General features: G+C 71.4%; 20 protein-coding genes. 8 read left to right on the top strand and 12 right to left on the bottom strand.

The window, feature by feature from the left end; genetic code table 11:
* Positions 1 to 45: 45 nt before the first annotated feature.
* A complete protein-coding gene (locus ACIQJT_RS23670; protein WP_365455489.1) occupies positions 46 to 1,164 on the bottom strand; it encodes a hypothetical protein in 1,119 nt (372 codons plus the stop codon).
* A gap of 161 nt (positions 1,165 to 1,325) precedes the next feature.
* On the opposite strand from ACIQJT_RS23670, the gene ACIQJT_RS23665 reads away from it, so the two are divergent.
* Positions 1,326 to 2,483 (top strand): cystathionine gamma-synthase, encoded by a 1,158-nt coding sequence (locus tag ACIQJT_RS23665; protein ID WP_365455486.1) that lies wholly within the window; start codon positions 1,326 to 1,328, stop codon positions 2,481 to 2,483.
* A gap of 12 nt (positions 2,484 to 2,495) precedes the next feature.
* Here ACIQJT_RS23665 and ACIQJT_RS23660 read toward each other — a convergent pair whose 3' ends face one another.
* The 3 genes from ACIQJT_RS23660 to ACIQJT_RS23650 form a co-directional block, all read right to left on the bottom strand.
* Entirely contained in the window at positions 2,496 to 2,744 is a 249-nt protein-coding gene (locus ACIQJT_RS23660; protein ID WP_402646410.1) for a hypothetical protein, read from the bottom strand.
* 28 nt (positions 2,745 to 2,772) lie between these two features.
* Entirely contained in the window at positions 2,773 to 3,276 is a 504-nt protein-coding gene (locus ACIQJT_RS23655) for a sigma factor-like helix-turn-helix DNA-binding protein (RefSeq protein ID WP_365455483.1), read from the bottom strand.
* Between the two features lie 129 nt (positions 3,277 to 3,405).
* Positions 3,406 to 3,909 (bottom strand): MarR family transcriptional regulator, encoded by a 504-nt coding sequence (locus tag ACIQJT_RS23650; RefSeq protein WP_365455480.1) that lies wholly within the window; start codon positions 3,907 to 3,909, stop codon positions 3,406 to 3,408.
* Between the two features lie 161 nt (positions 3,910 to 4,070).
* Here ACIQJT_RS23650 and ilvA point away from each other — a divergent pair, with 161 nt between their 5' ends.
* The 3 genes from ilvA to ACIQJT_RS23635 all read left to right on the top strand — a co-directional run bounded on the left by ilvA (position 4,071) and on the right by ACIQJT_RS23635 (position 7,389).
* Positions 4,071 to 5,300, top strand: coding sequence for a threonine ammonia-lyase (ilvA, locus tag ACIQJT_RS23645; RefSeq protein WP_365455477.1), 1,230 nt, complete (start codon positions 4,071 to 4,073; stop codon positions 5,298 to 5,300).
* A gap of 194 nt (positions 5,301 to 5,494) precedes the next feature.
* Positions 5,495 to 6,547 carry an ATP-binding cassette domain-containing protein gene (locus ACIQJT_RS23640; protein ID WP_365455474.1) on the top strand — a complete coding sequence of 351 codons (1,053 nt, stop codon included), beginning with the start codon at positions 5,495 to 5,497 and terminating at the stop codon, positions 6,545 to 6,547.
* Positions 6,544 to 7,389 carry an ABC transporter permease gene (locus ACIQJT_RS23635; RefSeq protein WP_365455471.1) on the top strand — a complete coding sequence of 282 codons (846 nt, stop codon included), beginning with the start codon at positions 6,544 to 6,546 and terminating at the stop codon, positions 7,387 to 7,389. Before ACIQJT_RS23640 ends, ACIQJT_RS23635 begins: the two co-directional genes overlap by 4 nt.
* A 129-nt stretch (positions 7,390 to 7,518) precedes the next feature.
* On the opposite strand, the gene greA is transcribed toward ACIQJT_RS23635, so the two are convergent.
* Entirely contained in the window at positions 7,519 to 8,019 is a 501-nt protein-coding gene (gene greA / locus ACIQJT_RS23630) for a transcription elongation factor GreA (RefSeq protein WP_053851062.1), read from the bottom strand.
* 166 nt (positions 8,020 to 8,185) lie between these two features.
* A complete protein-coding gene (locus tag ACIQJT_RS23625) occupies positions 8,186 to 8,584 on the bottom strand; it encodes a DUF4307 domain-containing protein (RefSeq protein WP_365455468.1) in 399 nt (132 codons plus the stop codon).
* A gap of 135 nt (positions 8,585 to 8,719) precedes the next feature.
* Here ACIQJT_RS23625 and mca point away from each other — a divergent pair, with 135 nt between their 5' ends.
* Both mca and ACIQJT_RS23615 read left to right on the top strand, forming a co-directional pair.
* Positions 8,720 to 9,580, top strand: a complete 861-nt coding sequence (mca, locus tag ACIQJT_RS23620; protein WP_365456193.1) for a mycothiol conjugate amidase Mca — start codon at positions 8,720 to 8,722, stop codon at positions 9,578 to 9,580.
* On the top strand, positions 9,573 to 9,830 hold the full coding sequence (locus ACIQJT_RS23615; protein ID WP_365455465.1) for a hypothetical protein: 258 nt from the start codon (positions 9,573 to 9,575) through the stop codon (positions 9,828 to 9,830). The genes mca and ACIQJT_RS23615 overlap by 8 nt, the downstream gene beginning before the upstream one ends.
* Positions 9,831 to 10,285: 455 nt before the next feature.
* On the opposite strand, the gene ACIQJT_RS23610 is transcribed toward ACIQJT_RS23615, so the two are convergent.
* Positions 10,286 to 13,489 carry a tetratricopeptide repeat protein gene (locus ACIQJT_RS23610; RefSeq protein ID WP_365455462.1) on the bottom strand — a complete coding sequence of 1,068 codons (3,204 nt, stop codon included), beginning with the start codon at positions 13,487 to 13,489 and terminating at the stop codon, positions 10,286 to 10,288.
* Positions 13,490 to 13,693: 204 nt separating this feature from the next.
* Here ACIQJT_RS23610 and ACIQJT_RS23605 point away from each other — a divergent pair, with 204 nt between their 5' ends.
* Positions 13,694 to 15,721, top strand: a complete 2,028-nt coding sequence (locus tag ACIQJT_RS23605) for a thioredoxin domain-containing protein (RefSeq protein ID WP_365455459.1) — start codon at positions 13,694 to 13,696, stop codon at positions 15,719 to 15,721.
* Here the strand turns inward: ACIQJT_RS23605 and ACIQJT_RS23600 are convergent.
* The 4 genes from ACIQJT_RS23600 to ACIQJT_RS23585 form a co-directional block, all read right to left on the bottom strand.
* Complete coding sequence (locus tag ACIQJT_RS23600) at positions 15,718 to 16,494, bottom strand: Mut7-C RNAse domain-containing protein (RefSeq protein WP_402646402.1); 777 nt, start codon at positions 16,492 to 16,494, stop codon at positions 15,718 to 15,720. The genes ACIQJT_RS23605 and ACIQJT_RS23600 overlap by 4 nt on opposite strands.
* Positions 16,495 to 16,527: 33 nt before the next feature.
* Positions 16,528 to 17,154 (bottom strand): TetR/AcrR family transcriptional regulator, encoded by a 627-nt coding sequence (locus tag ACIQJT_RS23595; protein WP_402646400.1) that lies wholly within the window; start codon positions 17,152 to 17,154, stop codon positions 16,528 to 16,530.
* Between the two features lie 11 nt (positions 17,155 to 17,165).
* The gene (locus ACIQJT_RS23590; RefSeq protein ID WP_365455450.1) at positions 17,166 to 18,704 is read right to left on the bottom strand and encodes an MFS transporter; all 1,539 of its coding nucleotides are present in this window, start codon (positions 18,702 to 18,704) and stop codon (positions 17,166 to 17,168) included.
* Positions 18,705 to 18,805: 101 nt separating this feature from the next.
* Positions 18,806 to 19,519 carry a hemolysin III family protein gene (locus ACIQJT_RS23585; protein WP_365455447.1) on the bottom strand — a complete coding sequence of 238 codons (714 nt, stop codon included), beginning with the start codon at positions 19,517 to 19,519 and terminating at the stop codon, positions 18,806 to 18,808.
* A gap of 338 nt (positions 19,520 to 19,857) precedes the next feature.
* On the opposite strand from ACIQJT_RS23585, the gene ACIQJT_RS23580 reads away from it, so the two are divergent.
* Positions 19,858 to 21,681, top strand: a complete 1,824-nt coding sequence (locus tag ACIQJT_RS23580) for a phosphoenolpyruvate carboxykinase (GTP) (protein WP_365455444.1) — start codon at positions 19,858 to 19,860, stop codon at positions 21,679 to 21,681.
* A 480-nt stretch (positions 21,682 to 22,161) separates the two neighbouring features.
* Here ACIQJT_RS23580 and ACIQJT_RS23575 read toward each other — a convergent pair whose 3' ends face one another.
* Complete coding sequence (locus ACIQJT_RS23575; RefSeq protein WP_402646396.1) at positions 22,162 to 22,593, bottom strand: hypothetical protein; 432 nt, start codon at positions 22,591 to 22,593, stop codon at positions 22,162 to 22,164.
* Between the last annotated feature and the right edge of the window lie 10 nt (positions 22,594 to 22,603).

Genomic DNA, 22,603 nt, shown 5'->3' with positions numbered 1-22,603 from the left:
TCGGTGCCGAGCCGCATTCCGGCAGCCCCGGCGTCGGCCGTCACGTCACTGCGGGAGCGTCGCCGGGCTGCCGCCGTTCGCCTCGTACCCCGCCACCGCCAGCGCCCGGTATATCGCGAACTCCGCGGCCGGGTCGGCGGACAGGGTCCAGGGCAGCGCTCCGACATGACCGTCGATGTGCACGAGCTGGTTCATGGCCTCGGACCAGCGTTCGCCGCGCACCAGGAAGAACACCAGCAGGTGACGGACATGGGCCAGCATCGGGTCGTCGGCGCGGGCCGAGTGGACCGCGTGCAGCGCGCCGTGGATCGCCTTCGTGACGACCTCGCTCCGGTAGAAACCGCTGACCAGATTGACCTCGGGCAGGTGCTCGAAGACCGCGAACAACGGCATCGCGGCGAGCAGTGAGCCGTGCGGCGCCCGGGCGGCCGCCGCCTCCGCGAAGCTGTACGCCAGCTCCCGCGAACCGTGCCACTTCTCGCACCAGTAGTGCAGCGCGGCCAGGTGCGCCCCCATGTGGTTCGGCGCGCGGTCCAGGATCTTCAGCCACAGTTGCTCGAACTCCGCCTGCGGATAGGCCAGTCCGCGTGCCACGGAGAGCTCGACGATGTACGGGACGGGATCGCCGGGAGCCAGCAGCGCCGCCTCGCCGCAGGCCGCCTTCGCCTCCTCCATGATGATCCGGAACTCGTCCGTGCCCGGCGTCGAGGTCCGCCACGCCTGCTGGACCAGGAACTCCGCGTGCACGGCCGCGCCGCCCGCGTCCTTGGGCTGCTCGGCCCGCCACACCCGCAGCCACTGCCCGCCCGGCGCCTCGCTGACCCCGCCCGGCCGCCGCTGCTGCTCCAGCGAGGCGGCTCCGGCGAAGGCCTGCACGCGCTGCCAGCGCAGCTCGCCCTCCCGCTCGGTGCCCGCCAGGAGCTGGGCGGCGGCCTTGTAGTCCTGCGTGCGCTGCACCAGGTCCAGGACGTCCAGCAGGTCCTGGTCGGGGCCGGGCATGCGGATGTCCAGCTCCTCCTGCCGCACGAAGCCGTAGTCCGCCGGGTCCGCGGCGTCCGGGTGGCCCGCCGGGACCTGCTCGATCCCGCCCCGCCCGCGCCGCAGGAACGGAAGCAGCACGAAGCCCAGCAGGACCGCCGCCATCAGGACCCAGAGAATTTCCATGCCTCAAGAGTTCCAGACGCCGCCGACAATTGCCCAACCCGGTCCGCGCCCTGTGGAAAACTCCCCGGACCGCCCCGGACACCTGGGGAAAACCCTGCGGTACGGCCGTCGGCAGCCCGCCGTCCGTCATCGGACCTCCGGGCGGACTACCCTCGGAGCCCATGAGCGACAGGCACATCAGTCAGCACTTCGAGACCCTCGCGATCCATGCGGGGAACACCGCGGACCCCCTCACCGGCGCGGTGGTCCCGCCGATCTACCAGGTCTCGACCTACAAGCAGGACGGCGTGGGCGGTCTGCGCGGCGGCTACGAGTACAGCCGCAGCGCCAACCCGACCCGTACCGCCCTGGAGGAGAACCTCGCCGCCCTCGAAGGCGGCCGCCGGGGCCTCGCGTTCGCGTCCGGACTGGCGGCCGAGGACTGCCTGCTGCGCACGCTGCTCAGCCCCGGCGACCACGTGGTCATCCCCAACGACGCGTACGGCGGCACGTTCCGCCTCTTCGCGAAGGTCGTCGCCCGCTGGGGTGTCGAGTGGTCGGTCGCCGACACCAGCGACCCGGCCGCCGTACGGGCCGCGATCACCCCGAAGACCAAGGCCGTGTGGGTGGAGACCCCCTCCAACCCGCTGCTCGGCATCACCGACATCGCGGCCGTCGCCCAGGTCGCCCGGGACGCGGGCGCACGGCTCGTCGTCGACAACACCTTCGCGACGCCCTACCTCCAGCAGCCCCTGTCGCTCGGCGCCGATGTCGTCGTGCACTCCCTGACCAAGTACATGGGCGGCCACTCCGACGTCGTGGGCGGCGCCCTGGTCACCGCCGACGAGACGCTAGGCGAGGAGCTGGCGTACCACCAGAACGCGATGGGCGCGGTCGCCGGGCCCTTCGACTCCTGGCTGGTGCTGCGCGGCGCCAAGACGCTGTCGGTGCGCATGGACCGGCACAGCGAGAACGCCACCAAGATCGCCGACATGCTGACCCGCCACGCGCGCGTGACGCAGGTGCTCTACCCGGGCCTGCCGGACCACCCCGGCCACGAGGTCGCGGCCAAGCAGATGCGGTCCTTCGGCGGCATGGTCTCCTTCCGGGTGGAGGGCGGCGAGGAGGCGGCCGTCGAGGTCTGCAACCGCGCCCGGATCTTCACGCTGGGGGAGTCCCTGGGCGGCGTCGAGTCCCTGATCGAGCACCCCGGCCGGATGACGCACGCGTCCGTGGCGGGCTCGGCCCTGGAGGTTCCCGCCGACCTGGTCCGGCTGTCCGTGGGCATCGAGAACGTCGACGACCTGCTGGAGGACCTCCAGCAGGCGCTGGCCAAGTAGGTCCGGCCGGGCTCACCAGCCCGTCATCGGTGGAGTCGTCGTGGACGGCGGCTCCACCCAGGGGCGCGCGGTCAGCGCCCACACCACGAACGCCACACTCACCGCCAACAGCAGCAGCCACATGGCCCGGCGCGCCAGGGACCGGCGGCGCAGCATGCGCGACCCCCGGCGTACGACGTCCCCGTAGAGATCCGCCGGCACCTGTGGCGTCCCCCGCTCCATGAGCCGGCGCACGGCCGCCTCGCGCTGCATACGGTTCACGCGCACCTCCCGGGACGGGCCGGCCGGGTCATGACGCCGCCACCTTCGCCCCGACCACCGCCGGTGCGGGTCCGCGCGGCGGGTGCAGCAGGGTGGCCGTCGCCCGGTCGCAGATCGTGCGGACGCGTTCCGTCGGCAGGCCCAGCAGGGCCGCCGCCTGCTCCTCGGCCACGCCCTCGTAGAGCCGCAGCACCAGGACCAGCCGCTCCTGGGGGGCCAGCCGGGCCAACGGGCTCGCGGGGTGCGTACGGCCGCCCAGCAGGATGCCGTGTCGGCGCCACGCCCCGTGGGCGAAGCGCAGGGCCAGGTACTGGCGGGCCCGGTCGTAGGGGTCCTCGCCGCGCAGCCGGTCCCAGCACGCGTACGTGTGGGCGAGCGCCAGCGTCAGCAGACGACGTGCACGCGGGTTGTCGTCCGGCGACTCCGCCGTCAGCAGTGTCGCGGCGTGCAGGAGCCGTCCCGCCGCGCCGGCGACGAACGCCTCGAACTCCCGGGCCCGACGCGTGCCCTGGGACGCCTGCCGTTGCCGCACCGCACCTCCCCGCCTGCGGATGGCCGTACGACGGCTTCGTACGGCCCACGAGGACCCAGAGGACCCGGTCTCATATGAGGCCCGGTCCGCCCGTCCGGTCAAGAGGTGGGGCGGTACGCGCGCGTGCGCTCAGGAGGTCTGCGCCTCCGGCCCCGGAACCCCCTGGGCCGCCATCCGGGAGGAGAGCGCGGTGTTGAAGCGCGTGAGGAGCGTGCAGAAGGCCTCGCGCTCCTCCGGCGCCCAGTCGTGTGTCAGCTCGGCCATCAACTGACGCCGGGAGGAGCGCACTTCCTCCAGCCGGGACTGTCCGCGCGGGGAGAGCTGGAGGACCACCGCGCGTCCGTCCTCGGGGTGCGAGGTGCGCTTGACCAGGCCGGTGTCGACGAGCGGCGCCACCTGCCGGGTGACCGTGGAGGAGTCGATGCCCATGCTCGCCGCGAGCGCCTTGACGCCCATCGGGCCTTCCTTGTCGAGCCGGTTGAGCAGCAGGTACGCGGCACGGTCCATGGAGTTGCGCACCTGCCCCACCCCGCCGAGCCGGGTCTGTTCGGCACGACGGGCGAAGACCGCCACCTCGTGCTGCAGGGTGTCGAGGAGGCCGGTGTCACCGACGGTCGTCATGTCCATCGACATTTCAGGTGTTGTGGGCATGGCCGGGGGCTCACTTCATGAAGGCTGCTGGGTTGGGGGACAGGTTACGCGGCCGGGGGGCGGGTCGTACCGGCGCTGCGCAAACCCGTCTCGGACGTTGGTCACAGCGCGGACGCGCACGTGTGAACTGCGAGACTTGAGCCATGAACTACCGCAAGGCCCACCCCGTGCCGCCGGTGACGCTCGACGACGTGCGCGGCGCGCAGAAGATGCTGTCGGGCGTGGCGCGGACGACCGCGATGGAGGGCAGCCGCCATCTGAGCCGGCTCGTGGGCGCGCCGGTGCACTTCAAGTGCGAGAACCTCCAGCGGACGGGGTCGTTCAAGCTCCGCGGCGCCTACGTGCGGATCGCCGGACTGCTGCCCGAGGAGCGGGCCGCGGGGGTCGTGGCCGCGAGCGCCGGAAACCACGCGCAGGGGGTCGCGCTGGCGTCCACGCTGCTCGGCGTGCGCTCCACGGTGTTCATGCCCAAGGGCGCCCCGCTGCCGAAGATCAGCGCGACCAGGCACTACGGCGCCGAGGTGCGGCTGCACGGGCAGGTGGTCGACGAGACACTGGCCGCCGCGCAGGAGTACGCGGCCGAGACGGGCGCGGTGTTCATCCACCCCTTCGACCACCCGGACGTCATCGCGGGCCAGGGCACGGTCGGCCTGGAGATCCTGGAGCAGTGCCCGGAGGTGCGCACGGTCGTGCTCGGCATCGGCGGCGGCGGACTCGCGGCCGGGGTGGCGATCGCGGTGAAGTCGTTGCGGCCCGACGTGCGGATCGTGGGCGTGCAGGCGGCGGGCGCGGCCGCGTATCCGCCCTCGCTGGCGGCCGGGCGCCCCGTGGCGATCGAGAACCCGGTGACGATGGCCGACGGCATGAAGGTGGGGCGGCCGGGGGACGTGCCGTTCGGGATCGTGGGCGAACTCGTCGACGAGGTCCGCACGGTGACCGAGGACGAGCTGTCCGCCGCGCTGCTGCTGTGTCTGGAGCGGGCCAAGCTGGTCGTCGAGCCCGCCGGGGCGAGTCCGGTGGCCGCTCTGCTGAGCGACCCGGACTCCTTCGAGGGACCGGTCGTCGCGGTGCTGTCCGGCGGCAACGTCGACCCGGTGCTGCTCCAGCGGGTCCTGCGGCACGGCATGTCCGCGCAGGGCCGCTACCTGGCCGTTCGGCTGCGGCTGACGGACCGCCCCGGTGCCCTCGCGACGCTTCTCGGGGTGTTGTCCCTGGCCGACGCCAATGTCCTGGACGTGAGCCATGTCCGGACCGATCCCCGGCTGGGGCTCGCGGAGGCGGAGGTCGAACTGCACCTGGAGACGAAGGGGCCCGAGCACTGCGCCGAGGTCGGCAGCGCCCTGCGTGAGGCGGGCTACACGGTCATCGACTGAGGTCAGCCACCCCTCGGCACACCCCTCGGAACCCAGAAGTCACTCTTTCGGGCAAGTCCATTGAGAGACGCGATACATCGCGTTATGGTGTGTCTCGTGCCACCGTTCACGCCGCCCGCGAGAGAAAAGAACGGGCGGGAGAAACGGCAGAAACCTAGGCTTTCCCAAGAATCCCCGACGACGTGGAGACTCATATGCCAGGCGCCATCTATGCCGAAGGGCTGGTCAAGACCTTCGGTGACGTAAAGGCACTGGACGGCGTCGACCTGGACGTCCCGGAAGGCACCGTCCTGGGCCTCCTCGGACCGAACGGCGCGGGCAAGACGACGACCGTCCGCTGTCTGACCACCCTCCTCAAACCGGACCGCGGCTCGGCGGTCGTCGCCGGCATCGACGTCCTCAAGCACCCCGACGCCGTGCGGCGTTCCATCGGCCTCTCCGGCCAGTTCGCGGCGGTCGACGAATACCTCACCGGCCGCGAGAACCTCCAGATGGTCGGCCAGCTCTACCAGATGAAGGCCAGGCACGCGAAGGCCCGCGCGGCGGAGCTGCTGGAGCAGTTCGACCTCGCCGACGCGGCCGACCGCCCCACCAAGACCTACTCCGGCGGTATGCGCCGCCGCCTCGACCTCGCGGCCGCCCTGGTGGTCTCGCCACCCGTGATGTTCATGGACGAGCCGACGACCGGCCTCGACCCGCGCAACCGCCAACTGCTGTGGGAGGTCATCAAAGGGCTGGTCTCCGGGGGCACCACCCTGCTGCTGACCACCCAGTACCTGGAAGAGGCCGACCACCTCGCCCATGACATCGCCGTCGTCGACCACGGCCATGTCATCGCCAAGGGCACCTCGGACCAGCTCAAGGCCCGCACCGGCGGTGAGCGCGTCGAGGTCGTCGTGCACGAGCGCGAGCACATCCAGGCCGCCTCGGAGATCCTGCGCGGCTTCGGCAAGGGCGACACCACGGTCGAGGACCACATGCGCAAGCTCACCGTGCCCGTCACCGGCGGCGCCAAGCTGCTCGCCGAGGTCATCCGCGAGCTCGACACCCGGGGCATCGAGATCGACGACATCGGCCTGCGCCGCCCCACCCTCGACGACGTCTTCCTGTCCCTGACGGGCCATGTGGCCGAGGTGAAGGACGAGGCCACGGACGAGAAGACCGACAGGAAGACCGACAAGAAGTCGGCCAGGAAGACGGACCAGAAGACGGACCGGAAGACGGACCAGAAGGAGGACGCCCAGTGAGCGCCGTCACCGACACCGCGCGGGTCGCGGCTCCCGGCAACCCCCTCAGCCAGTCCGTCCGGGACTCGCTGGTCGTCGCCAGGCGCAACCTGATCCGGATGTCCAGGATCCCCGAGATGGTCATCTTCGGGCTCATCCAGCCGATCATGTTCGTGGTGCTGTTCAGCTATGTCTTCGGCGGCTCCATGAACATCGGCGGCACCACGGACCCCTCCGTGTACCGCGAGTTCCTGATGGCCGGCATCTTCGCGCAGACCGTCACCTTCGCCACCGCGGGCGCCGGCGCGGGGATCGCCGACGACATGCACAAGGGGCTCATCGACCGCTTCCGCTCCCTGCCCATGGCACGCGGCGCGGTGCTCACCGGACGGACGCTCGCCGACCTGGTGCAGACGGCCCTGACCCTGTTCGTGCTGGCCATGGTCGCCCTGCTGGTCGGCTGGCGCACCCACACCAACATCGGTGAGGTCCTCGGCGCCTTCGGCCTGCTGCTCCTGCTCGGATACGCGTTCACCTGGGTCGGTGCCCTGATCGGCCTGTCCGTGCGCACCCCGGAGGCGGCCACCTCGGGCGGGCTGATCTGGCTCTTCCCGGTGACGTTCATCTCGAACGCCTTCGTGGACTCCAGCCGTATGACCCCCTGGCTGCGGCACGTCGCCGACTGGAACCCCTTCAGCGCCACGGTCCAGGCCTGCCGCAAGCTGTTCGGCAACCCCGGGGTGTCCCCCTCGGACGCCTGGCCCATGCAGCACCCGGTCTGGGCCTCGCTGATCTACTCGGTCCTGATCGTCGTCGTGTTCAGAACCCTCGCGGTCCGCAAGTACCGCTCGGCCACCGCCTGACGAAGCCTCGCGCATGACGAAGCCTCACCCACGACGAAGTTTCCGCCCATGACGAAGGCCCGCACATGACGGAGCCCCCGGCGCCGCGAGGGCGCCGGGGGCCCGCCGAGGACGGACTGCCGGCCGGGGTCAGCCGTTGTAGGGCTCGGCCTTGAGGATGGTCACGGAGGCCTTCTTGCCGTTCGGCAGCTCGTACTCCGCGTCCTCGCCCACCTTGTGGCCGATCACGCCGGAGCCCAGCGGGGACTGCGGCGAGTAGGTCTCGATGTCCGCGCTCGCGTACTCGCGCGAGGCGAGCAGGAAGGTCATGGTGTCGTCCTCGTCGCCGTCGAACGCGATCGTCACGACCATGCCGGGCGCCACGGCACCGTCCGCGGACGCCGGAGCCTCGCCGACCTTGGCCTTCTCCAGGAGCTGGGTGAGCTGGCGGATGCGGAGCTCCTGCTTGCCCTGCTCTTCCTTGGCTGCGTGGTACCCGCCGTTCTCGCGCAGGTCGCCCTCCTCGCGCGCGGCCGCGATCTTCGCGGTGACTTCCTCGCGCGCGGGACCAGACAGGTACGCCAGCTCTTCCTTGAGCTTGGTGTACGCCTCCTGCGTAAGCCAGGTGACGTCTTCGCTGGTCTGGGTCACAGGTGCTCCTCGTAGGTACTGGGAATACAAAGCATCGCCCTACCCAGAAGAATGTTCCTTCACGGAAGGGCGAAACCACGAGCCTAACAATTCACAAGCCGAAGGGGGAGGACATAAGCCTCAGAAATACGTCGGCGCAGGTCAGGCCCGGATGTCGGGGGTGACGTCAGTCGGCGTGACAGCCCAGCAGCTCGGCCGTGGAGCCCGGAGCCGTCGTACGGAGCGTGACGACCTTGTCGATGCGGGTGGCGTCACCGCCGAAGCGGAAGTCGGCCCGTCCCACCTCGGAGCCGTCCGCCGCCTGGGAACGGACCGTGCAGTAGCCGGAGGTGCCGGAGTCCTTGCGGACCTCCAGATGCACCTCGACCGCTGAGGCCTTCGCGTCGAAGGAGATCACCTCACCGCTGATCTCGCTCTTACCGACGTAGTGGTAGGCGAAGTAACCGATCAGCGCGAGCAGGAGGGCCCCGAACACGGCACCGGCGATCCTGAGCCTGTGGTCGGCGCGCTCGTCCGAGGAGCGGCCGTAGCGGCCCTCGGGCGGTCGTGTGCTCGCCGTGCTCATGATCGTCTCCCTGGAAACCAGGCCGCGGAATTAATCGCCCCCCGATTCGGTCACTATAGAAGCCGCCGTTCGCGCCCGAAGACACCGGGGGCGCCGACCTACGAGGATTGAGTCTTGACTGACCAGCTGCGACTGATGGCCGTGCACGCACACCCCGACGACGAGTCGAGCAAGGGCGCGGCCACCATGGCGAAGTACGTGTCCGAGGGGGTGGACGTGCTGGTCGTGACCTGCACGGGCGGGGAGCGCGGCTCCATCCTCAATCCGAAGCTCCAGGGCGACAAGTACATCGAGGAGCACATCCACGAGGTACGCAAGAAGGAGATGGACGAGGCCCGGGAGATCCTCGGCGTCCGGCAGGAGTGGCTCGGCTTCGTCGACTCCGGCCTGCCCGAGGGCGACCCGCTGCCGCCGCTGCCCGAGGGCTGCTTCGCCCTGGAGGACGTCGACAAGGCGGCCGGCGCGCTGGTGAAGCAGATCCGCTCCTTCCGTCCCCAGGTGATCACCACCTACGACGAGAACGGCGGCTACCCGCACCCCGACCACATCATGACCCACAAGATCTCGATGGTGGCGTTCGAGGGCGCGGCGGACACCGAGAAGTACCCCGAGGCCGAGTACGGCCCGGCCTACCAGCCGCAGAAGCTCTACTACAACCAGGGCTTCAACCGCCCCCGCACCGAGGCGCTGCACAACGCGCTGATCGAACGCGGCATGGAGTCGCCGTACGGGGACTGGCTCAAGCGGTGGGACGAGTCGCCGATGCGCGACCGCACGCTGACCACCCACATCCCGTGCGCGGAGTTCTACGAGATCCGCGACAAGGCCCTGATCGCGCACGCCACCCAGATCGACCCCGACGGCGGCTGGTTCCGGGTGCCGCTGGAGCTCCAGAAGGAGGTCTGGCCCACGGAGGAGTACGAGCTCGCGAAGTCCCTCGTCGATACCTCCCTCCCCGAGGACGACCTCTTTGCGGGCATCCGCGACAATGCCTGACATGAGCGCAAGCGCAAGCCTGGCAATGACGCACCTCGTGACCTTCGCCAAGGAGGTCGACGAGGACAAGGTCACCCCCGGCGTCCTCGGCTTCATCGTCTTCGCGGCGATGGCCCTGGCGGTGTGGGCCCTGATGAAGTCGATGAGCAAGCACATGGGCAAGGTCGACTTCAAGGAGTCCCCGGACGAGGCCCCCGGCAAGGAAACCGCCGACGGCCCGTCCGGCAAGACCTCCCCGGCCAAGGGCTGAACGACCCGGCGATGACGGGAGGGGCGACCCTCCCGTCGTCGGCCGTGCCCGTCCGGTGACGGCTGTGCGGAGGACGCCCCGGGGGGGGGGCGGTGGCCGCGGGGATGTCCCGGCCGTCGGAGGTACGGCGTGCCCCAGCCGTGTGAGGCCGACGCCGCCGTTTGGTGACGGCAGCACCGGGATTGGGTGGCCGGCCCCTCCGGTCGGTACCCGCAGCCCTCGCAAGGGGACGGCACGGAGCCCGGCCCCCAGGCTCTCGTAGGTCGGAGCCGCAGGGGCCCTCGCCCCGGCCTGTGCCCGCAGCGCGCGCCTGAGTCCCCGTTCCCGCTCCCGCCTGGTGGACCGGACACCGTGACCCTCGGCCCCGGCCTGTGACGCCCAGTGCAGCAGAAGGCAGGGACCGTGTCCCGGACCGAGCCGGTGGCCCCCCGCCGGCCACGCGGGACGTGCTGCTGTCACCCCCGTGCCGGAGCCACCCCCACGCCCATCACCTCGCGTGCGTGTCGGTTCGGGACCATGCCCAGGCGCCAGGCCTGCCAGCCGGTGTCCAGGTTCACGCCGCGTTCCAGGAGCAGCGCGTACGCGCCCACGTAGTCGTCCAGCTTCTCGTCCCGTGTGTCGTGCTCGCGGCGGGACAGTTCCGCCAGTTCCTCCTGGGCGACCGCCGCGCCGACCTCCACGCCGCCCGGTGCCGCGTACGGCAGCAGGGTGCAGCGCAGGAAGCGGGCCCAGTCCTCGCCCCGCCGGTCGCCGTAGGAGACGAACAGGGCCGCCGCCTCGTCGCACAGGGCGAGGGCCTGCGGGGTACGGCCGTTGCCCGCGTCCACCACCGCCAGTTCCAGGCAGGTCCACGCCTCGCCGTGGGCGACGCCGATGCGCTGGAAGTCGGCGCGGGCGTCGACCAGGAGCTGGCGGGCGAAGCCGGAGTTGCGCAACGAACCGGTCTGCGCGGCCCGTTGGTCGCGCGTGACACGGGCCGAGTGGTGCCGGGCGCAGGCCAGGCCGTAGACGTCCCGCATGCGGGAGAACATCGTGCGGGAGCGCTCCAGTTCACGGACCGCGAGGTCCAGGTTGCCCGTCTCCTCCAACGCCTGGCCCAGGTAGTACACCGTCCACGCCTCCCCGCGCGCGTCCTCGTTGTCGCGGTGCCGGGAAGCCGCCTGCCGCAGACCGTCCACCGCGGCCGACGGGTCCCCGGCCACCAGACGGGCCCGCGCGAGCTGCGTCAGCGCCCACGCCTCACCACGGGCGTCGCGGGTGCGGCCGTACAGGTCGAGGGCCGTCCTGAGCTCCGACTCCGCACGCGGCACGTCCCCCATGCGCAGGACGAGCTGACCGAGCTGGAAGTGGGCCCACGCCTCGCCGTGCACCGACTCGCCGGCGCGGTGCAGGACCAGGGAGCGGGTGAGCAGGTCCAGGGACTCGGCCACCCGGCCCCGGTCGCGCTCGACGGCCGCCAGCGCGTGCATGGTCCAGGCGCGGTCCGTGTCCAGCTCGGGCGGCGACTGGAGGGCCAGCGCCTCCTGGAGCTTCGCCGCCGCCTCCGCCAGCTGACCCTGGTGGTGCAGGGTGATGCCGAGGGAGCACAGGGCGCGCGCGGCGCCCGCGTCGTGATGCGCCTCCAGGTACAGGTCGACCACCGAGGTCAGCGTCGTGCGCGCCTTGTCCAGCTCGCCGAGCTGGCGCGCGGCGATACCGGTGCGCCACTGCACCGAACGCACCAGCAGCCCCTGGTCCACCGCCTGCGCCAACTCGCTGATCTCGCCCAGGCGGTACAGGTCGCCGCGCAGCAGGCAGTAGTCGCACAACGCGCCCAGGAGATTGAGGACCGCCCCCTGGTTGACGCCGTCCGCGTGCCGCAGCGCCGCCGTGATGAAGCTCGACTCGTCGTCCAGCCAGCGCAGCGCCTCGTCCAGGGAGGTGAAACCGTGCGGGCTGAAACGGTCCGAGCGGGTCGACATGTTGCCGTCCACCAGGCGCAGCACCGAGTCGGCGAGGTCGGCGTAGTTGACGATGAGGCGTTCCTGCGCGGCCGTGCGCTCGGCCGGCTCCTCCTCGTCCGCCAGCCTGGCCTGCGCGAAGGCGCGCACCACGTCGTGGACGCGGTAACGGCTGCCGCGGACGTGGTCGATCAGACCCGCGCGGGCCAGCGCCGTCAGATGCCGGACCGCCTCCGTCTCGTCGGTGCCCAGCAGCGCGGCGGCCGCGGCGGCGCCCAGCGAGGCCCGCCCGGCCAGCGCGAGCCGGCGCAGCAGCCGGCGGGCCGGCTCCGACTGGTCGGTGTAGCGCAGCCACAGGGCGCGCTCCACGGGCCCGACCGGACCGTACGCGCCCAGATCCGCGGCGAGCTGTCGCGGGGAGCGCGGGCCCAGCGCCGAGCCCGCGATGCGCAGCGCCAGCGGCAGACCGCCGCACAGCTCCCTGATCCGGTCGGCGGACTGGGCGTCGTAGGGGCCGGTGGCGGACTGCGCGGCCGCGTCCAGCAGCTCCTCGGCGCCCGCCGCGTCCAGGGCCTGGACCGGAAGCTCGTGCACATGGGCGGCGAGGTCCGACGGCAGGCCGAGCGGCTCGCGCGCGGTGACCAGGATCAGACTGTCGGAACGCTCCGGGACCAGGGTGCGGACCTGCTCGGGGTCCGAGGCGTCGTCCAGCACGATCGTCACCGGCAGACCGGTCAGATGCTGGTGGTACAGCTCGCTCAGCCGCTTGACCTGCTGGTCGGGAGAGGAACGCTCACGGAACAGGAGCTGCTCGCGAGGCGCGCCGAGGCGGTTCAGCAGATGCAGCAGCGCGTCCCGGGTGGAGAGCGGGGACTCCTCCGGGTTGTCGCCCCGCAGGTCCACGACACAGGCGCCGCGGAAGTAGTCCCTGAGGTCGTGCGCAGCCCGTACGGCCAGTGCGGTACGGCCGCTGCCCGGCGGCCCGTGCAGGACGACCACGGTGGGTCGGGTCTCGGTGGTCGCGCGCGCGGCCTGCACCCACTGCCGGATGCGACCCATCTCCACCCGCCGGTCCGCGAACTCGCCTATCTGCTCCGGAAGTTGCTTGAACGACTGCTCCAGCACACTTCTGCCGCGGGCCGCCGCGCTCTTGTCCGTGCCCCGCAGCCGCGGACCCCCCTTCTTCGGGCCGGTCGAGGCGCTCAGCACCCGCTGCTGGTCGAGGAAGGGCCTGATCCCCCGTACCTCCAGAGCCGTCAGCCACTGGAGCCGGAGCTGCTCCGGGCCGCCGGGCTGACCCATGGCACCCGCCCGGTGATGCGCGGCCGGCAGATGCGAGCCCGCCACCTTCACGACGGTCGCCGCGGCCCCCGCGACCCCCACGGCCAGGCCCGCACCCAGCGCGGTGCCCGTGCCGGTGCCGAGCGCCAGGTCGGCGACGGCGGCGGCCAGGGCGGCGACCGCGGCCACCAGCAGGGGTGTCCCGGACGCCTCCTTCGCGTACCGCTGCCCGAACGTGAGCTGCCCGGCCTGCGCCTCGTCCAGCGCGCGCGTGTAGGCCTCGTACTCCTCGGCGGCCGTCAGCGCCATCGCGTCCAGTGATCCACGGGCCCGCGCGAGCAGTACGGTCCCGTCGACCCGCCCGCCCGACCGCCGCACCTCCTCCTCCACGGCCCGCCCCAACAGCCGTTCGGCTTCCGCCCGATGGCTGTCCCGCATGTCACGTCCCCCTCCGGCGGCAACGGCTTTCTTGGTCAAGTGTGCTGCGGACGGGGCATCGGGGCGAGAGGGCGAACGCTCCCGGCCTCGTCGGGAAGGGCGCGGCACCGTCCTCGCTCCCCTCGCGGCACCGTCCTCGCCCACGTCACCGGCCGGGGCACGTCTGACGTCCCACCCGAGGGGTACTGCGGCAGGATGGACCCCATGCCGAACCGACTGGCCCACGAGACGTCCCCCTACCTCCTCCAGCACGCGGACAACCCGGTCGACTGGTGGCCCTGGTCGGCCGAGGCCTTCGAGGAGGCGCGGAAGACGAACAAACCCGTCCTGCTGAGCGTCGGGTATTCGAGCTGCCACTGGTGTCATGTCATGGCCCACGAGTCGTTCGAGGACCGGGCGACCGCGGACTTCCTCAACGAGCACTTCGTGAGCGTCAAGGTCGACCGCGAGGAACGCCCCGACGTCGACGCCGTCTACATGGAGGCCGTGCAGGCCGCCACCGGGCAGGGTGGTTGGCCCATGACCGTGTTTCTGACGCCGGAGGCCGAGCCCTTCTACTTCGGGACCTACTTCCCGCCCTCGCCCCGTCAGGGCATGCCGTCCTTCCGGCAGGTGCTGGAGGGGGTGCGGGCCGCCTGGAGCGATCGGCGGGACGAGGTCGCCGAGGTCGCCGGGAAGATCGTGCGGGACCTGGCCGGACGGGAGATCTCCTACGGGGACTCGCAGGCCCCCGGTGAGGAGCAGCTGGCCGCGGCCCTGCTCGGGCTGACGCGGGAGTACGACGCGCAGCGCGGCGGGTTCGGCGGGGCGCCGAAGTTCCCGCCGTCCATGGTGGTGGAGTTCCTGCTGCGGCACCACGCCCGCACGGGTGCCGAGGGTGCTCTCCAGATGGCGCGGGACACCTGCGAGCGCATGGCCCGCGGCGGTATCCACGACCAGCTCGGCGGCGGCTTCGCCCGCTACTCCGTGGACCGGGACTGGACCGTGCCGCACTTCGAGAAGATGCTCTACGACAACGCGCTGCTGTGCCGGGTCTACGCCCACCTGTGGCGGGCCACGGGTTCCGAGCTGGCTCGGCGGGTCGCGCTCGACACCGCCGACTTCATGGTGCGTGAACTGCGCACCGCCGAGGGCGGGTTCGCCTCCGCGCTGGACGCCGACAGCGACGACGGGACCGGCAGGCACGTCGAGGGCGCGTACTACGTGTGGACGCCGGAGCAGTTGCGTGAGGTGCTCGGGGAGCAGGACGCCGAGCTCGCGGCGCGGTACTTCGGGGTCACCGAGGAGGGGACCTTCGAGCACGGGCAGTCGGTGCTGCAACTGCCGCAGCAGGACACGGTGTTCGACGCGGAGAAGGTCGAGTCGGTCAGGCGGCGGCTGTTCGACGCTCGGGCGGAGCGGCCCGCGCCCGGCCGGGACGACAAGGTGGTCGCCGCGTGGAACGGCCTCGCGATCGCGGCGCTCGCCGAGACGGGGGCGTACTTCGAGCGTCCGGACCTGGTGGACGCCGCGCTGGGGGCGGCCGACCTTCTCGTACGGCTGCATCTGGACGAGCAGGCCCGGCTGTCCCGTACCAGCAGGGACGGGCAGGTGGGTGCGAACGCCGGGGTGCTGGAGGACTACGCCGATGTGGCCGAGGGGTTCCTCGCGCTGGCGTCCGTGACGGGGGAGGGGGTCTGGCTCGATTTCGCCGGGTTCCTGCTCGACCATGTGCTGACGCGGTTCACGGGGCCGGAAGGGGCGCTGTTCGACACCGCTGCCGATGCCGAGCGGCTGATCCGGCGGCCGCAGGACCCGACGGACAACGCGGTGCCGTCGGGGTGGACGGCGGCGGCGGGGGCGTTGTTGTCGTACGCCGCGCAGACCGGGTCGGAGCCGCATCGGGAGGCGGCGGAGAAGGCGCTCGGGGTGGTGAAGGCGCTCGGGCCGCGGGTGCCGCGGTTCGTCGGGTGGGGTCTGGCGGTGGCGGAGGCGCGGCTCGACGGGCCGAGGGAGGTCGCGGTGGCGGGGCCTTCCCTGACCGACCCGGCGACGAAGGCCCTGCACCGTACGGCACTTCTGGGGACCGCGCCGGGTGCCGTGGTCGCCGTGGGGCCTCCGGACAGCGGTCTCCCGCTGCTTGCCGACCGGGTCCTCGTCAACGGGGAAGCCACCGCGTACGTCTGCCGGCACTTCACGTGTGACGCGCCGACGACCGACGCGGACGCGTTGCGGGTGGCGCTGGGCGGTTAGGCGTCTGCCGTGCCGTCGTGGCCGGGCGGGCGGTTCCCCGCGCGTCCGAAGGGTGCGGACTGGGCCAAGGCGTTCGCCACGATCGCCTCCAGCTTCTCGTGGTGGGCGCCCTTCCAGTACGCCCGGCCGCATTCCTGGCACTGCGCGAAGACGTCGTACGACCGCTCCGTGCCGCCCTCCAGCCGGTCCGCCACCTCCTCCTCGGTGGCTTCCTTCAGCAGGCCGTTGCAGGCCGTGCAACGGGACCACGGCTGCAAGCGGGGGCGGAAGCGGTCGAGGGTGTCGCGGAGCTGGGCTTCCGGGTCGGTGCTGTACACGAACGCGCCCGCCCAGAGTTCCCGTCGGCGCAGCAGGCCGCGGTCGCGGCTGAGCAGGACCCGTTTCTCGGTGGCGGAGCGGGTGGCGAGGGCCGGGTCGCCGATGTCGGTCGACTCGTAGGCCGTGTCCACGCCGAGCAGGCGCAGCCGGCGGGCCAAGGTGCCGAGGTGGACGTCGAGGAGGAAGCGGAGCGGGGCGCCGGGGACGTGCTGGGGGCGGGCGACCGGCAGGACGTGCACGGTGTCGCCCGCGGCGGGGACGTACGACCTGGGCACCTCGCGGCCGTCGACGCGCAGGGTGCCGACCTCGGTGAGCGGGACGCCGAGGGACTCCACGACGTGGCCGAGGGAGGAGGTGCCGTCGGTGGTGACCGGGGTGGCGCCGCCGCGGCGTGCGTGCGGGACGAACAGGGCCAGCTCGGGGGCGATGTCGACGTGGATCTCGGGTGCGCTCACCGGGTCAGGATGGCATGCGGGCGGGCGGTGGTCTCAGGGCTTTTTCGCGGGGAGCCCGTGTTCCAGGACGTGCAGGGCGCGGTCGGTGAGGCCGTGCAGGTCGTCCTGCATGCCGTGCTCCGCCCAGTACTGGTAGACCTCGGTGAGGCCGCCGATGAGGGACATCGTCTGGACCCGTACCTCCAGGTCGTCGGTGTCCCGTCCGGTGCGTTCCGCGATGGCGCCGGCGAGGAGCCGGCCGGTGACGGACATGCTCTCCATCATGCGGGCGCGCACGGCGGGCACCTGGATCATCAGGTGGGCCCGCAGCCGGGTGACCTCGTGGTCCACGGCGGAGACGGCGAGGGCGCGGTGCAGGATGTGCCGCACGGACTCCATCCACGGCTCGTCCAGGGGCCGGGAGCGGAGCTCTTCCAGCATGACGGGGTCGTACTCGTCCGTGAGGACGATGTCCTCCTTGGTGGGGAAGTAGCGGAAGACCGTGGACGGCGACACCTCGGCGCGCTCGGCGATCTGCTCGACCGTGGTGGCCTCGTAGCCCTGTTCGTCGATCAGCGCGTAGGTCGCGTCGCGGATCGCCGTCCGGGTCTTGATCTTCTTCCGTTCGCGAAGTCCCAGCTGGGAGACGTCAGCGGGGGGAGAGGAGTGTACGGGCGTCATGGGTGCCATTCTCAGGCATGGGACTCCTCGGCAGCCATGTCCGGGTCCGTGGTGCTCTCGGCCGGGTGGGGTGCGGCGGGCAGGAAGGCGGCCGCGAGGAGTGCGGCGACGAGGGCGGCGATGCCGCAGACGAGCAGGACGACGCCCATGCCGTGGACGTACGCGTCGTTCGCGGAGGCCAGCAGGTCGGCGGAGCCGGTGCGCTGGGCGACCAGGTGTGCGGCGACCACGGACTCCCCTGCGGTGTCGGCGGCCTGCGCGGGCAGTCCGGTGACGTCGAGGCGGTCCCGGAAGGCGCCGGCGAGCAGGCTGCCGAGGAGGGCGATGCCGATCGCGCCGCCGACCTGGCGCATGGTCATCAGGAGTCCGGAGCCGCTGCCGGCGCGGTCGCGGGGCAGGGCGCTCAGGCCGCCGTTCATGGCGGGGATGAGGGAGAGGCCGAAGCCGAAGCCGGTGAGGGAGAGCCACAGGGCGACGAATCCGTAGCCGGAGTCCACGGTCGTACGGCTGCCGAGGAGGCCGGCGAAGGCCAGGACCACCAGTCCGGCGCTGACCGTGGCGCGGGCGCCGAAGCGGGCCACGACCTTGGGGGCGAGGCGGGAGGCGACCAGGAGTCCGCCCATCATGGGCAGCAGGCGGACGCCGGTGCCGAGGGCGTCGTGACCGAGGACGGCCTGGAGGAAGGGCGGCAGGACGAACAGCAGGCCGGTCAGGATGAAGTTGACCAGGGTCGCGGCGATCGTGTTGAAGAGGAAGCCGCGGTGGGTGAGCAGGGTCATGTCGAGCATGGGGCGCTGGACCCGGCGTTCGCGCAGGACCAGGGCGGCGATGAGGGCGACGGCCGCCGCGAGCATCCCGAGCACCAGGGGGTCGCCCCAGCCGCGGGTGGGGGCCTCGATGATCGCGTAGACGAGGGTGCCGAGGCCGGTGACGGTGAGCGCGGTGGAGAGGGCTTCGACCTTGGGGGAGGACGGGTCGCGGGTCTCGGGGAGCAGGAAGACGCAGGCGGCGATGCCGATGGCGGCCATCGGGACGTTGACCAGGAAGACCGAGCCCCACCAGAAGTGGTTGAGCAGCCAGCCGCCGATGATCGGGCCCAGCGGCAGGCCGAGCGCGGAGGCGGCGGAGACGATGCCGACGGCCTTGGTGCGCTCGTCGGGTGCGAAGAGCGTGGGCAGTACGGAGAGCGCGAGCGGGGTGACGAGGGCGCCGCCGACGCCCATCACCGCGCGGGCGGCGATCACGGCGTTCACGTCGCCGGCCAGGGCGCCGATCAGTGATCCGGCGAGGAAGACGGCGAGTCCGGCGATCAGCATGCGGCGCCGTCCGAACCGGTCGCCGAGCAGGCCGGCCGGGAGCATCAGGGCCGCGAAGACGACGACGTAGGCGTCCGCCATCCACTGCTGTGCGCCGGTTCCGGCGTCGAGGTCGGCGGCCATGGTCGGCAGCGCCACGTTGAGGATCGTCAGGTCGAAGCCGAGCGTCAGCATGCTCGCGACGAGGGCGGCCAGGGCCCACCAGCGACGGGGGTCCGGAGTGATGGTTTCCATGAATTGAGAGTAACTCTCAAAAGCTAGGTACTGTCAATCGAATCCGGCATGCAAAAAGGGCCACGGCGGGGGAGCCGTGGCCCTTGGGGGTGCGGAGCGGGTCAGGGGTGCTGGTAGGCCACCAGGGAGATGCCCACGTAGTGGACGGCGAAGGCGGCCACGGTGAGGGAGTGGAAGACCTCGTGGAAGCCGAAATAGCGTGGTGACGGGTTCGGTCGCTTGATGCCGTAGATCACACCGCCCGCGCTGTAGAGCAGGCCGCCGACGACGACCAGGACCAGGACCGCGACCCCGCCGGCGCGCATGAAGTCGGGCAGGAAGAACACGGCGGCCCAGCCCATCGCGATGTAGCAGGGCGTGTAGAGCCAGCGCGGGGCGCCGACCCAGAAGACCCGGAAGAGGATGCCGGCGAGGGCAGCCCCCCAGATCCCCCACAGCAGCCACCGCCCCTTGCTGCCCGGCAGCAGCAGGATGGTCAGCGGTGTGTAGGTGCCCGCGATGATCAGGAAGATGTTGGCGTGGTCCAGTCGGCGCAGGACGCCGTCCATGCGAGGGCTCCAGGTGCCCCGGTGGTACAGCGCGCTGACGCCGAACAGCAGGCAGGCGGTCAGGGCGAAGATCCCGCAGGCGATCCGGCCTCTGGTGGAGTCGGCGAGAGCGGTGAGCACCAGCCCCGCGATCAGCGCGGCGGGGAACGTGCCGAGGTGGAGCCAGCCGCGCAGCTTCGGCTTGATGGGCTCGGCCAAATCGTGGGCGTGCTGCTTGATCTGGTGCGGCAGGGACGGTGCTTCGGCGTCGTGGGCGGGCGGCGTCATGCCCGGCATCGTACCTACGGGGCCGTAAGTTACGCATGAGTACGGCGCCGGGGCGGCTGGGAGTGGCCATCCTCTCATGGGAGTTGACCAGTAAAGAAACGGTCTTCTGAACGCTACGTGCACGCAAATAAACGCGCTGTGCACACCGAAAGCGTGGCGATCCTCACTCCGCTCACCTGTGATGCCCTCTGGACAGATGGGCGCTCCAGTCGGATGATCAAATGAGTGCGGTCGGCACCGGATGAGCGCCAAGGTCACCACCGAAAAGGTGCGAGATGCATCCGGGTCGCAGCCCCCACGGGGCCTCCAAACAAAAAATCCCTCATCTAGGAGCAATCGTGGCGCGCGACATCGCGGCTCCCCCCGTCATCCCCACCCAGCACAAGGAACTGATCTCGTGGGTGAACGAGATCGCCGAACTGACCCAGCCGGACAGCGTGGTCTGGTGTGACGGATCCGAAGCGGAGTACGAGCGCCTGTGCGAGGAGCTCGTCGCGAAGGGCACCTTCAAGAAGCTCGACCCCATCAAGCGGCCCAACTCCTACTACGCGGCCTCCGACCCGACCGACGTCGCGCGCGTCGAGGACCGCACCTTCATCTGCTCGGAGAAGGAGGAGGACGCGGGGCCGACGAACCACTGGAAGGCACCGGCGGAGATGCGGGACGTCTTCACCGGGGAGAAGGGCATCTTCCGCGGTTCGATGAAGGGCCGGACGATGTACGTCGTCCCCTTCTGCATGGGCCCGCTCGGCTCGGACCTCTCCGCGATCGGCGTCGAGATCACCGACTCCGCCTACGTCGCGGTCTCCATGCGCACCATGACCCGCATGGGACAGCCCGTCCTCGACGAGCTCGGCGCCGACGGCTTCTTCGTCAAGGCCGTCCACACCCTCGGCGCTCCCCTGGAGGAGGGCCAGGAGGACGTGCCCTGGCCGTGCAACTCCACCAAGTACATCTCGCACTTCCCGGAGTCCCGCGAGATCTGGTCCTACGGCTCCGGCTACGGCGGCAACGCCCTGCTCGGCAAGAAGTGCTACGCCCTGCGCATCGCGTCGGTGATGGCCCGCGACGAGGGCTGGCTCGCCGAGCACATGCTCATCCTCAAGCTCACCCCGCCGCAGGGCGAGTCCAAGTACGTCGCCGCCGCCTTCCCGTCCGCGTGCGGCAAGACCAACCTCGCCATGCTGGAGCCCACGATCTCCGGCTGGACCGTGGAGACCATCGGCGACGACATCGCCTGGATGCGGTTCGGCGAGGACGGCCGCCTGTACGCGATCAACCCCGAGGCCGGCTTCTTCGGCGTCGCCCCCGGCACCGGTGAGCACACCAACGCCAACGCGATGAAGACGCTGTGGGGCAACTCCGTCTTCACCAACGTCGCCCTCACCGACGACAACGACATCTGGTGGGAGGGCATGACGGAGGAGACCCCGGCCCACCTCACCGACTGGAAGGGCAACGACTGGACGCCCGAGTCCGGTGTCCCCGCCGCCCACCCCAACGCCCGCTTCACCGTCCCCGCCGCGCAGTGCCCGATCATCGCGCCCGAGTGGGAGGACCCCAAGGGCGTGCCGATCTCGGCGATCCTCTTCGGCGGCCGGCGCGCCTCCGCGGTGCCGCTGGTGACGGAGTCCTTCGACTGGAACCACGGCGTCTTCCTCGGCGCCAACGTGGCCTCCGAGAAGACCGCCGCCGCCGAGGGCAAGGTCGGCGAGCTGCGCCGCGACCCCTTCGCCATGCTGCCGTTCTGCGGCTACAACATGGGCGACTACATGGGGCACTGGGTCGACGTGGCCAAGGACAAGGACCAGTCCAAGCTGCCGAAGATCTACTACGTCAACTGGTTCCGCAAGAACGACGAGGGCAAGTTCGTCTGGCCCGGGTTCGGCGAGAACAGCCGTGTCCTGAAGTGGATCGTGGAGCGCCTCGAAGGCAGGGCCGAGGGCGTCGAGACGCCGATCGGCATCCTGCCGACCAAGGACGCCCTCGACACCAAGGGTCTCGAACTGGCCGACTCCGACCTGGAGTTCCTGCTCACGGTCGACAAGGAGGTGTGGCGGGAGGAGGCGTCCCTGATCCCCGAGCACCTCAACACCTTCGGCGACCACACCCCGAAGGAGCTGTGGGACGAGTACCGGGCGCTGGTGCAGCGCCTGGGCTGACGTCCCCCCAAGACGCCGCGGCCGGCTCCGATCGTGCCCTGACCAGCAGTATCGTCACGGCCGGCCGCGGTTTCAGTACGGCGAGGCCGCCCACAATGGGGTGTGCGGCTGTGGGCCCGTCCTCACCCGTCCCGTCCGCCCCGACGGGAATCCGGACAAGGACGGGCCCTCGCCACCCTCCGGGCGCGGGGCGATCAGCGCGCCCGCGCTGTAGACGGGCCGGGAAAGCGCCCCTTCAGGGGCGCGGGGAACTGCGCGACCAGCCACAGGACACCCGCAGCCGCCCGGCGACAAGAACCCCTACGGCGACAAGGCGCCCCGGTTCAAGAGAAAGCAGTGCATGGCACCCGCACCCGCCCGGCGACACGACCCCCTACGGCGACAAGGCGCCCCGGTTCAAGCCAACGCAGTGCATGGCACCCGGTCCGCACGTCGCTGCGGATGCGCGCGGACCGGGGCCGATCAGGGGAGCCGTACGGCTCAGTGCGCGGCGAGTTCGCGAGGGTCGGCCACAGCCAGGGCGGCGCTGTGCGCGTCCATCCGCTCCGCCGCCAGGATCGCCGCCGCCGTGTCCGCCCGGGACGCCGCCACGAGCAGCGCGCGGCCGGCCACCGCGTGGGCGCGGCGGTGCAGGTCGGTGAGGTGCGGTTCCGAGGTGACCGGGGCCAGCGGTGCGCGCACCGGCGCGCCGCCGCCCCGCAGCCGGGCCACCTGTGCGGCGAGCCGCTCGGCCGCGGTGTCGAGGTCGGCGGACGGTGCCAGCGCGCGCAGCTCGTCCGTGACGGCGAGCAGGGCGGCGAGATGGCCCGCGAGCTGGATGTCCAGCTCCTCCTCGCGGGAGCGGTGGGGGAAGTCGGTGGGGGCGTCGGCCATCGTGGAGTGGACCGACTTGGTGCGGATCGGTTCGTACATGGGATGGCCT

Source organism: Streptomyces sp. NPDC091972, from assembly GCF_044756385.1.
Lineage (GTDB): Bacteria > Actinomycetota > Actinomycetes > Streptomycetales > Streptomycetaceae > Streptomyces.
The sequence above is the reverse complement of the archived record's forward strand: the minus strand, read 5'-3'. Positions and strand labels throughout refer to the sequence as shown.